An 11,953-nucleotide genomic window follows, 5' to 3' on the forward strand; every position below is an offset into this window, starting at 1 on the left:
ACCGGGACGCACCGGGGCGGTCCGGGGGCGTCAGATGGTCTGCGACTCGAAGTCCCAGTGCGTACGGGACCGGCCGCGCGCCCGGACCGTCAGGGGATGCCGCGGCCCCAGCGTGGCCGACAGCCCGCTCAGCGCCGCCTCCTCCGTGCGCGCCGCCTCCTCCGCGCGCCGTACCGCCCGCAGCGCGGCGGCGAGCCCCACCTGGCAGACGAGGGTGAGCGGATGCTCCGGTCCGAGGGCGCGCGACGCGCTCGCGACGCTGTCCCGGCTCAGCTCCAGGGCGCCGTGCGCGTCGCCCGTCATCAGCCGGGCCGCCGCCGCGTTGAGCGCGCAGCCGACGGTCCAGGGATGGTCCGGGCCGACCGCGTCCCGCATCGCGCGGTGGGCCCGTCCGAGCGCCTCGTCCCCGGCGCGCCGCTCACCGAGCGCCAGCAGCGTCAGTCCCCTGTTCCCCAGAACGCCCGCGGTGAAGGGGTGGCCGGGCCCCAGCATCGCCGTATAGCGCTCCTCCACCGCGGTGTGCCGGCGCAGCGCCCTCAGCGGGTCGCCCGTCTCGCGCTCCAGCCAGGCACAGCTCGTCGCGATCATCAGGGTGAGCGGATCGCTCTCCCCCAGCACCCGTTCGCAGCGCTCCAGCGTCTGCGCGAACAGCGGCCTGGCACCGGCCGGATCGCCCGCCAGATAGCGGCAGAGCGCCAGGTTGTGCCCGGCCCGCAGGGTCTGCGGGTTGTCCGGCCCCAGCTCGCGCTGATGGACCCGCAGGCTCTCCGCCTGAAGGGTCTCCGCCTCCCGGTAGCGGCCCAGCAGCCGCAGATCGACCGCGTGGTGGAGTTCGGAGTAGAGGGTCCAGCGGTGCGCGGGGCCCAGCACCCTGCGCCGTATCTCCAGCGTGCTCCGGTTGAGGCTCCTGGACTCCTCGTACCGGCCGAGCAGCCGCAGTGAGACGGCCAGATTGTTCCGGGCGTTGAGGGTACGGGAGTCCTCAGGGCCGAGGAGTTCGCGGTAGGAGGCGAGGATCCAGCCGGAGAGCTCGAAGGCCTCCTCGTACCGGCCGAGACCGCGCAGATCGGCGGCGAGCCCGCTCGCGGCCCGCAGATGCTCCAGGTCCGCCCCGCCCCGTTCCGCGAGCAGATGCGCGGCGGCGGCGCGGTCGATCGCCTCGGTGCCCGCGTAGTCGCCGACCGCGCGCATCAGATTGGCGTAGTGGTGGCTGAGGTCCCAGATCCTCGGATGGGTCTCGCCGAGCAGTCCGCGCCAGGCCTCCAGGGCGTGCCCGCCGAGGTCGATGCCCTCGGCGTACTCACCGGAGAGGTACATGTGGCGCAGGCAGTTGAGGACCAGGGTGTGTGTCGCGGGATCGGTGCTCATCAGCGCGTCGGCCCAGATCAGATGGGGAGTGATCTCCGCGTACCGGGGCCAGTGCGCGACCTTCGTGGGGTCGCCGGGATCCGCGGCGGTCAGGGCGCGGCGCGCGACCCCGAGGAACTCCTCGTGGTCCTGCGCCGGCATGCTGAGCCGGACGGCGTGGTGGACCATCCGATGCATGGTCAGCAGGTCGCCCCCGCCGCCGTGGGGGCCCGGGACGGTCTCCGGTCCGGGGGCCCCGGAGGCCTCGCGCTCATCGGTGCCCATCACGCGCACCACCGCGTACTCCCGCAGCTTGCCGAGCGCCCGTGCCCAGCGCACGGGGTCCTCGACCAGCCATCGGAGCCGGTCGGGGAGCGCGTCCGGCGGAAGGTCGCGGATCAGCCGTACGGGGATGGCGGCGGGCGCGAAGAACGTGCAGAGCCGGAGCAGGTCGACCGACTCGGGAACGGTCTCGCGCAGGGTGCCGAGCAGGATCGCCCAGGCCGTCTGGAAGGCGACCGGGAAATCGGCCGAGACGCTGACGACGTCCTGGTCCATGCGGTCCTGGAGCACCTCGATGTACTGGCCGACCGACATCTCCGAGTCGTTGAGCCAGCCGGCCGTCTGGTCCAGCAGCAGCGGCAGGTCCTCCAGCGCCTCGGCGAGCTGACGCGCTTCCCCGTCCGTCAGGCGGGGCGCCCGGCGGCGTACGAACGCCACCGACTCCTCGCGGTCGTAGACGGGGACCTCCAGCAGGGTGCCGCTGTGCTCGGCCCACTCGCGGTTGCGGGAGGTGATCAGGACATGGCCGGGCCCCGCCGGCACGAGATCACGGAGCTGGTCCGGTTCGTCGGCCCCGTCGAGGACGAGCAGCCAGCGGCTGTACGGTTCACCGCGCCGCAGCGCGTCCCGGGCCGCGCGCACCCGCTCGCCGTACTCCACCCCGGTCGACAGGCCCAGCGCCGGGGCCAGTTCGGCCAGCTTCTGCCGGCAGGTCACCCGCTTGTCCGCCGGCACCCACCACACCACGTCGTACTCCGCCCCGAAGCGGTACACATACTCCGCCGCGAGCTGGGTCTTGCCGACCCCCGACATCCCGTGCAGGGTCACCACCCCGGCGCGGCGCCCCGTCTCCTGGAACGCCCGGTACGCCGCGTTGAGCAGCGGCTCCCGGCCGGTGAACCGGGCGTTCCTGGCGGGCACCCCGCCCCAGACCGCCGGTGGGTCCGCCGGATAGCGGGGGCCCAGGCCCGTCCGCGCCGCCTCGGCCGGCGCCGCCAGACCGAAGGCCGGGAGCAGCCGCCGTTCGGCCTCGGCGGCGCCGAGATCCGTCAGGGACAGCGGGGAGAGCAGCGAGGCGGCGGCGGGCAGACCGGACGGGGTGACGGCGACCGCGACGATACGGCCGGGCTCGGCGGCCACCACCTCGCGCAGCGCGGTGTCCCACTCGTCGTCGTCACGGGGGCCGAGCCGGAAGAACCACTCGCTGAGCACGACGAGCACGGGACCGGGCGCGAGCAGCAGCTCGCGCAGGCACTCCACGAGCGGCGTCCCGTCCGGCGGATCCCAGCGGTGGTGGACCACCGCCAGGCCGCGCCGTTCGAGGCGGTCCCCGATCCAGGCCGCCCAGGCCCGGTCGACACCGGCGGAGACGATCAGCACGGGGCGGCCGGGGCCCGGGGGCCCGGCCCCCTCCGGGCCCGGCCGCTCACGGCGGACGGCGGCGTCCGGTCCGGTGCTGCCCGGTCCGGCGGCGCCCGGTCCGGGGCGGCCGGGCCCGCGGGGCGGTTCCCCGGCCTGCGGCCGGGGGCGGACCGTCCGGTCCAGGAAGGCGCGGAGCCGGCCCGCCCGGGGTGGCGGGGCGCCGGGCGCGGATGCGACGCCGGAACCGTCGGCGCCGGCCGCGCCGCCGTCGTGGCCGCCGGCACCGGGGCTACGGTCCTGGCCGTCGCCGGGGTCCGAGCCGTCGCCGGGAGCGGGACTGTCCGTGGACCCGGGACTGTCCGTGGACCCGGGACTGTCCGTGGGCTGGGGCGCGTCCGTGGGCCCGGGTGTGTCCAGGGGCTCCGGTGTGTCCGAGGCGTCGAGGGCGTCGAGGGCGTCGGCCGTATGGGCCACATACCCCACGACCGGCGCCTGCGGCCGTCCCTCCCCGCTCCCCGGTTCCCTGATGTGGCACGGCAGTTCGGCCTTGCGCACCGGCATGCCCCACTGGTTGCTGATGGTCAGCCACAGCGAGGCGGGGCCCGCCGTCCGTCCCGCCGTCACCACGAAGCGCGCCGGTCCGTAGGTGCCTCCGAAGCGGTGCAGCACGACTCCGGGGTCGTCCAGCACCTCACAGACGAAGGACGGGGAGCCGTCGAGCCCCACGGTGAAGGTGAACTCCTCTTCCCGGTAGGGCCAGTCGGGCGTGCCGTCGGCGCCGCCGGGGCCGAGCGGGCCGCGCAGGTCCACCGTGACCAGATAGGCGCGGCCCGCCTCCGCCTCACGCGGCCGGCTGACGACGGGCTCGATCAGCAGGGGCTGTTCCGCGCCGCTCACGGTCCGCCCCCTTCCGGTCCCTCGCCGCCCTCGGCGCCGTCAGCGCTGTCGCCACCGCCACCGTCGCCACCGTCGCCGTCGTGCCGGCCGGAGAGCAGGAGGGTGGTGAGGGGATGGCCGTAGTACTGGAACATGAAGCTGTACAGCAGGCGCAGCACCCGCTTCTGACCGTCCCTGTCGACCTCACCGTCATCATGACGGGTCCGGGGGATGTCCGTCAGGGGCCCGAAGTCCTCCAGTGCGCGGGCCCGGAAGGCGCGCAGGGAGTGCGTGACGGGCCGCTCGGGCGACGCCGTCACCTCCCGTACCAGCCGCCCGATGAGATCGCGCGCCTCGGTGTCGCCGACCTTGCCCGCGGTGACGATGGCGCCGCCCGCGCCCTTGCGGAGGAAGAGTTCGGCGAAGCCGCGCAGGGCGTCCTCGCCCCCGGCGCCGTTGTCCACGAACCGTCCGGAGTGACAGGCGTTGAGACAGACCAGTGAGCGGTCCTCGTGGAGTACGGCCATGGGCCGCTCGTCCAGCTCCGCCCAGGTCACCTCGGCGAGGGAAAGGGCGCTCAGCCGTTCGTCGTAGGTGCCATGGGCGGCCAGATAGACGAGTCCGGTCGGTTCGCCCGGGTGCTCCTCCAGGGCGTCGAGAAAACCGCTCATCGTCAGATGGGCCTGGTGGGCGTAGGGCTGGAAGGCCGCCATGTCGTGCCGCATCTCGCGGTGGAAGTAGCCGAGCACCCGGCCGTTGCAGGCGCCCGGGTCCTGCGGCAGATCCTGGTCCAGCTCATGGATGGTCGTCCAGCGGGACATCACGACCAGCGCGCCGAGCAGCCCTTCGGCCAGCCCGTGTTCCGGGTCGGCCGGCAGCCAGAGGGTCTCCCAGGGAAGCTCGTATCCCGTGTCGTCCCAGACCAGCAGATGCAGCGCGGCGCCGTGCTCCGCGCGGGCGCGGTTGATCCAGTCGGCGAGCAGACGCTGGTTGGCCGACCAGCGCCGGATGGCACGCAGCAGTTCGGACGGTGCCTCACCACCCGCGCGGGCGTTGCCGAGACCGATCGACGCGGGCCGCAACTGGGTGGGGCCCGTGGTGTACGGCAGCGGGGCGAGCCCCTCGCAGCGCGCGCTGAACCCGAACGCCTCCCGGCCGCTCGCGTGCCGCCCCCGTACGACCTTGATCACGGCCATGGAGTCCGGGAGGCGGGCGCCGGGATCCACCGGGGCCGCGCCCAGGGCCTCGGGCTCACCCCGCTCGGCATGCGCGGGTACGGGGGTCGGCAGCGGCCGCCGGGCCGGTCCGGGCAGCCGTGCGCCCGCCGTACCGGAGCCGGAGAGCCACCGGGCCAGCCGGTGCGGTTCACCGCCCAATCCCGTCACCCCCCGTCCCGCTCACCGACTCCGTGGACCGCCCCTCGATCACCGTGCCGCCGAGGGCGTCCGCGAGCAGATGGGGAAGGTCGGCGTACGGCTGGCGCAGCGGGTCCAGGACGACGGTGTGCAGCCGGGTGCGGTCCATACCGCTGATCCGGGCGGCGACCGCGAGCGCGTCGTCGATCCCCGCGCGGCCGACCGGACCGCCCGCCGGCTCACCCCGGTGGCTGGCCTCCAGCGGCACATTGCCGCGGCCGTCGGTGACCACGACCAGCCAGGCCTCCACCAGTCCCGCCCGGTGGTGCTGGAAGGCGCGGCGCAGTGCCTGTCCGGCCTGTTCGAGTCCGTGGGCCAGCGGGGTGGCGCGGCCGGGCGCGCGGGCGAGCGCGGCCCCGATCCGGGGGTCGAGGACACTGCGCGCGGTGAACGACTCCGCGCGCAGTTCGCTCGCCGCGCCCCGGGAGCCCACTTCGACGATCTGCGCGGACGCCCGGCCCACATAGGCCCACTGGAGGAACGGTTCGAGCGCGTCGTGCCAGTTCCAGCCGGCCCGGCAGGTGTGGTCGAGGACCAGGGTGAGCAGCCGTTCCGGCTCGGGGGCGCGGGCGTACCCGCGCAGATCGCTCGGTGCGATCGCCAGCCGGTCGGGACGCCCGCGCACCGCCTGGTACTTGGCGGCCTCCATGGCCGTACGGACCGGCGCGAGGTCCCGCAGATCGTGGGACCTGCGTACCCCCACCACCGGACCGCGCGCCGCCCCGGGTCCCGCCGTGCGCCGCCAGGGGGTGCGCAGGGACGCGAACTCGGGCAGCGGCGCGGCCTCGTCCTCGGGATAGGGGGTGGCGGGCGCCGAGGCGCCGGGGGCGGCTCCGGGCCCGATGCTCTCGGCGGGCTCGGGCGCGAGCACCGGGCGCTCCGCGGGCGCGCGGTGGCGGCCTTCGGAGCCCCGGACCGTACGGCGCGGGGTACGGCGGGGTCCGGGGAGCGGTGCCGGCGGGCGCGGTGCGGCGGTCCCCGGGCCGCTGCCGGTGCCGGGCACGGGAGGGCCGTCGTCGGGCGCCCTCGGGGCGGACGGCAGCCCGATCAGCCGGGCGGCCTCGTCGGCGCGGGCCGCCGTGACCTCGGTGGCACCGTCGAGCCTGGTCAGGGCGCGGGCGATCCGGGCGAGCGCGAGGGCCCGGCGGTGACCGGCGTCGGGCCCGAGGAGTTCCAGCACCCGTGGGGCCAGTTCGTCGGCGAGGGTGAGCGCCGGCCGGTCCGCCGGCAGGGCAGCCGCCCGGTCCAGAGCCGTACGCCAGGTCCCGGGGAGCGGGCCGAGGGGCTCGGTGGCCGGGAGCGACCACAGTCCGGCGACGGAGAGCCTGACCGGGAACCGGTCGAGCAGATGCGGCGAGACACGCTCGGTGTCCTCGGCCCGGCACACGGCCAGCCAGCGGGCGCGGGGCTGCCAGCGGCGGCGCAGCCCGGAGTGCTCGACGGTGGCGGCGTCGGCGCCGAGGAGCTGGACCGTGGCCCGTGTACCGGACACGCTCAGCCGGGCGAGATCGGGCACGACGACCAGGGAGGGCCCGGCGGCGGACTCGGTGAGCGGACCGGGTGCGAGGGAGAAGCGGATGCCGTCGGGTCCGCGCGTCAGCCGGGGGCGCACCCAGAGGTCTTCGTCCCGGGTGGCCGCTCCGAGGGTGGTACGGGGCACGGCGGGTGCGCCGGAGTCGCCGGCGGTACGGCCGGGATGCCCGGCGGTACGGCCGAGGAGCCCGGCGAACACCTCGGTGACGGGGGCGACGAGGTCCGGCGGCAGGTCGAACAGCAGCACACCGGGCAGCCCCGGTTCGACGGCGGCGCAGACCAGGGCGGTCAGCAGCCGCCGGTGCGGCTCACCGGGGACCCGCGCCGGATCCTTCGCGGAGGAACGCGCGGCCATGGCCCGCTCAGCCGAAGAGGTCGTCGACACGGGCGTCGTCGTCCGGCCCCCACGCGAAGGTGCCCCCGTGTGTGGCCTCGGGGCGTCGGTGGCGCAGCGCGAACGGCAGGACCTGCCGGACGTGCCGGGGCTCGGTCCGTTCCGCGCCCTCCAGCGCGGCGAGGGCGCGGGCGGCCTGCGCGGTGACGAGTTCGCCCCGGTGTCCGACGGCGGAGAACCGTCCCGCGCACTCGGCGCAGAGCATGCTGACCGCCTCGGGCACGTCGACCCGGGGAAGGGCGGCCCTGGCGGCGAGCAGGGCGCTCCGCAGGGCGGCGTTCTCCTGCTCGGCCTCGGCCCGCCAGGGCGACTCGCTCCTGGCCAGCTCCTCGTCGAAGGCCAGTACCGTCATGATCATGCGATGGCGTGCCTCCGTGTCCAGCTCGGCGGCGGTCACCATGAGGCCGAAGCGGTCGAGCAGTTGGGGGCGCAGCCCGCCCTCCTCGGGGTTCATCGTGCCGACGAGCCCGAAGGAGAGATGCCTGGCCGTGGCGATGCCCTCGCGCTGGACGGAGAGCACACCGGTGGAGACGACGTCCAGGATGATGTTGACGAGATGGTCGTCCAGGAGATTGACCTCGTCGATGTACAACAGGCCCTTCTCATGGGCCTCTTCGAGGAGTCCGGACTGTTCCCTGGCCTCCCCGCGCATCAGCGCGTCCAGTTCCCAGCCGCCGAGCACCCGGTCGTCGGTCGCGTTGATCGGGAGGGTGACGGGCAGTTCACCGCGGGCCATCAGCGCGAACGCCCGGACGATCGTGGACTTGGCGGTGCCACGCCTGCCGGTGATCAGGACGCCGCCGATGCCGGGCGCGATGAAGTTCAGCTCCAGCGCCAGCTTGAGGTCGTCCTGCCCGACGACGCGGCTGTACGGAAGGATCGGAATGGCCGGCACGGACGCGGGCGCGGCTACGGATGGGGGCACGGGCGCGGAATCCGGTACGGACCCGGGCTCGGGTACAGGTGCGGGTGCGGGTACGGGTACGGGCGCGGGCGCGGGCGCGGGCGCGGAATCCGGTGCGGGCACCGGGGCCGCCGGCCGGACCGCGCCGTCGGTCTCCTCCGTCACGGAGTCGCTCCCGCCGCCGTGCCCGGGGCCGGGTCCACCACGGGACGGCTCTCAGGACCGGCCCCGGGGCCGTCCCCCGGGCCGCCGGCCTGAAGGACCGCCGGGGCCTCCGCCCCGCCCGGCTGCCAGCGGAACGTCACCTGGAGCTGTGCCTCCGCCCCCGCCTTCACCACCGCCGCCAGCCCCGCGTCCAGCGTGATCGAGACCTGTAACTCGATCTCGTCGGGCCGCAGCCCCCCGCCCAGATCGCCGAGTCTGCGCATGGCCTGGGACGCGCAGCGCCGGGCCAGGTCGAGACCCTCGCCGTAGGTGTCCGTGGCCACCCGGATGACGCGCCGGGCCGCCCCGTCCCGCGTCTCCTCGTCCTCGTACACGGAGTCGAAACCGCCGCCCGGCCCCGGTAAGGGGTCCGATAAGTGGTCGGCCGGGCCCACCACCACGGGAATGGGCCCGTCCTCCCCCGGCGCCACGGGCCCCACGATGACCGTCATTGCGTCCCCCCTCGTACCCCGGGCCCCGGTGCGCCCGTCCGTCACCCTGCTGACGGTGTCTCCGCACTTTCCCCCGTACGGCCCCCGCTCAACCGCGCCCGGCGCGGGCGCGGCCGCGGTCAGGTGAGCGGTGGCTCGAAGTCCCAGTACGGCCGGATACGGGACCGGGCCGCCACCGTGTGCACATGCTGGGCGCCGAGCGTCGCCACCAGGTCGCCCAGGGCCTCCTGTTCGAACTTCTCGGCGCGCCGCGCGTCCCGCAGCCCCCGCAGGTCCGCCGCGTGGGCGATCCGGGCGGAGAGCGTCAGCGGGTGGGTACGGCCGAGCACATCGGTGGCCCGGGTGATGGTGTCGCCGCTGAGGGCCGCCGCGCCCTCCGCGTCGCCGGTGATGTTGCGCAGCGCGGAGGCGTTGATGGCGCAGCCCAGTGTCCACGGGTGCGCCTCCCCCACGGCCCTGGTCATATCGGCGAGGGCGTTCTCGGTGAGGTCCAGCGACTGGTCGCGCTCGCCGACGTTGCGCAGGATCAGGGCGTGGTTGGAGCGGGTCCCCGCCACATAGGGGTGGCCCTCCCCGAGCATCGCCACATAGCCGTCGACCACACGGCCGCTTATGTCCATGGCCCGGTCGATGTCGCCGTGCTCACGGGCGAAGCAGCTCTGTCCGGCCGCGAACATCATGGTCAGCGGGTCTCTCTCGCCCAGCACCCGCTCGCAGCTCTCCAGGACCTGGGTGAACAGCTCCCCGGCCCTGCCGCGGTCGCCGGAGCGGTACAGGCACAGCGCGAGATTGAACTCGGCGCGCAGGGTCTGCGGATTGTCCCGGCCGAGGACCATCCGGTGCACCCGGACACTCTGCGACTGGAGCGACTCGGCCTCGCTGTAGCGGCCGAGGAGCCGCAGGTCCGTGGCGTAGTTGATCTCCGAGTAGAGCGTCCAGCTGTGGCGGGGCCGCAGAAGCTGTCGACGGGCCTCCAGGGTGCGCCGGTTGAGGTCCAGTGCCTCCTCGTACCGGCCGAGCAGCCGCAGCGAGATGGCCAGGTTGTTCTGGGCGTTGAGGGTGCGGGAGTCCTGCTCGCCGAGGAGTTCGCGGAAGGACGTGAGGATCCAGCCGGAGATCTCGAACGCCTCCTGGTAGCGGCCGAGACCGCGCAGATCGGCGGCGAGCCCGCCCGCGGCCCGCAGATGCTCCAGGTCCTGGGGGCCCTTCTCCTCGCGCAGATGGTCGACCGCGGCCCGCTCGATGGCCTCCGTACCGGCGTAGTCGCCCACGGCGCGCATCAGATTCGCGTAGTGGTAGCTGAGGTCCCAGATCCTCGGATGGGTCTCGCCGAGGAGGTCGCGCCAGGCCTCCAGTGCCCGCCCGCCGAGGTTGATGCCCGCCCGGTACTCACCGGAGAGGTACATGTAGCGCAGGCAGTTGAGGATCAGGGTGTGCATCGCGGGGTCGGTGCTCTTGAGCACGTCGGCCCACTTGAGGTGCGGGGTGATCTCCGCGTACCGGGGCCAGAGCCGGGTGTCGGTGGGCCGGCCCGGGTCGGCCTGGACCAGGGCCCGCCGTACGACCTCGATGAATTCCTTGTGGTCCTGCGCGGGCATGTCCTGGTGGACGATCTGGTGGACCATCCGGTGCATGTAGAGCGCGTCGCCCGCGGTGCCGGAGAGGCCCTCCCCGTTCACCGAGTCGTGGACCTCGCGCTCACCGACCCCGGCGGCGCGCACGACCGCGTACTGCCGCAGCTTGTTGATCGCCCGCGCCCAGCGCACCGGGTCGTCCACCAGGCCGCGGAGCTTCTCCGGAAGATCCTCCGGCGGCAGGTCGCGCACCAGCCGTACGGGGATGGCGCCCGGCGCGAAGAACGTGCAGAGCCGGAGCAGGTCGACCGATTCGGGAACGGTCTCGCGGAGTTTGTTGAGCAGTATCGACCAGCCGGTCTGGAAGGCGAGCGGGAAGTCCGCGGAGACCTTGACCACGTCCTGGTCGATGCCGTCCTCGAGGAGCGTGATGTACTCGTCGACGGACATGTCGGAGTCGTTGAGCCAGCCGGCCGTCTGGTCCAGCAGCAGCGGCAGGTCCTCCAGCGCCTCCGCGAGCTGGCCGGCCTCCTCGTACGTCAGACGCGGGGCACGACGGCGTACGAACGCCACCGACTCCACCCGGTCGTAGACGGGGACCTCCAGCAGGGTGCTGTTGTGCTCGCCCCACTCGGGGTTGCGCGCGGTGATCAGCACATGACCGGGCCCTGTGGGCACCAGGTCCCAGATCTGGTCCGGCTCGTCGGCCCCGTCGAGGACGAGCAGCCAGCGGCTGTACGGTTCGCCGCGCCGCAGCGCGTCCCGGGCCGCGCGCAGCCGCTCGCCGTACTCCACCCCCGTGGACAGGCCGAGCGCCGGGGCCAGTTCGGCCAGCTTCTGGCGGCAGGTCACCCGCTTGTCGGCGGAGACCCACCACACCACGTCGTACTCCGCGCCGAAGCGGTACACGTACTCCGCCGCGAGCTGGGTCTTGCCGACCCCCGACATCCCGTGCAGGGTCACCACCCCGGCGCCGCGTCCCGCCTCCTGGAGGGCGTGATAGGCCTCGTTGAGCAGCGGCTCCCGGCCCGTGAAGCGGGTGTTGCGCCGGGGCACCCCGCCCCAGATGTCGGGCGAGTCGGCCGGGTAGCGGGGGCCGCGCCGCAGATCTCCCTGGTCGCCCAGGGGTTCGGCCGGCAGGCCCAGCCGGGTCAGCACCCGTCGCTCGGCCTCCAGCTCCCCGACGGTGGTCAGGTCGGCGGCGGCGAAGGCGGCCGTGGCGCTGGGCAGGGCGGCCGTGGTGACGGTGACGGCGGCGAAGCGGCCGGGCTCGGCGGCCACCACCTCGCGCAGGGCGGCGTTCCACTCGTCATGGCCCCGGGGGCCGAGCTGGAAGTACCACTCGCTCAGCACGACGAGCACGGGGCCGGGCGCGAGCAGCAGATCCCGCAGGCACTCCGCGAGCGGGATCTCGTCCGGCGGGTCCCAGCGCTGGTAGACGACCGCCAGTCCGCGCCGTTCGAGACGGTCCCCGATCCAGGCCGCCCAGGCCCGGTTGAAACCGGCGAAACTGATGGTGACAGCCTGCGGCCCGGTTGCGCCAACTGGCTTACGCACTGCGGGCATTCGACCGTCTCCCTGCATCGTCATACGCCCTTTTAACATACCCC

At 74.3% G+C, this 11,953-nt stretch carries 6 protein-coding genes; all 6 read right to left on the bottom strand.

Features of this window, described 5'->3' with window-relative positions:
* Nucleotides 1-30: 30 nt before the first annotated feature.
* Complete coding sequence (gene fxsT / locus ACFYYH_RS03725; protein WP_388546310.1) at nt 31-3,009, bottom strand: FxSxx-COOH system tetratricopeptide repeat protein; 2,979 nt, start codon at nt 3,007-3,009, stop codon at nt 31-33.
* Nucleotides 3,010-3,884: 875 nt separating this feature from the next.
* Nucleotides 3,885-5,252 (bottom strand): CHAT domain-containing protein, encoded by a 1,368-nt coding sequence (locus ACFYYH_RS03730; protein WP_388545456.1) that lies wholly within the window; start codon nt 5,250-5,252, stop codon nt 3,885-3,887.
* Nucleotides 5,233-7,170, bottom strand: coding sequence for a hypothetical protein (locus ACFYYH_RS03735; RefSeq protein ID WP_388545458.1), 1,938 nt, complete (start codon nt 7,168-7,170; stop codon nt 5,233-5,235). Before ACFYYH_RS03735 ends, ACFYYH_RS03730 begins: the two co-directional genes overlap by 20 nt.
* Before the next feature lie 7 nt (nt 7,171-7,177).
* Nucleotides 7,178-8,134, bottom strand: coding sequence for an AAA family ATPase (locus ACFYYH_RS03740; protein WP_388545460.1), 957 nt, complete (start codon nt 8,132-8,134; stop codon nt 7,178-7,180).
* 140 nt (nt 8,135-8,274) lie between these two features.
* Nucleotides 8,275-8,769, bottom strand: coding sequence for a CU044_2847 family protein (locus tag ACFYYH_RS03745; protein ID WP_388545462.1), 495 nt, complete (start codon nt 8,767-8,769; stop codon nt 8,275-8,277).
* Nucleotides 8,770-8,888: 119 nt separating this feature from the next.
* Nucleotides 8,889-11,909: an FxSxx-COOH system tetratricopeptide repeat protein gene (gene fxsT / locus ACFYYH_RS03750; protein ID WP_388545465.1), complete on the bottom strand. Its 3,021-nt coding sequence runs from the start codon at nt 11,907-11,909 to the stop codon at nt 8,889-8,891.
* Nucleotides 11,910-11,953 lie beyond the last annotated feature (44 nt).

The organism is Streptomyces sp. NPDC002018, from assembly GCF_042890865.1.
Taxonomy (GTDB): domain Bacteria; phylum Actinomycetota; class Actinomycetes; order Streptomycetales; family Streptomycetaceae; genus Streptomyces.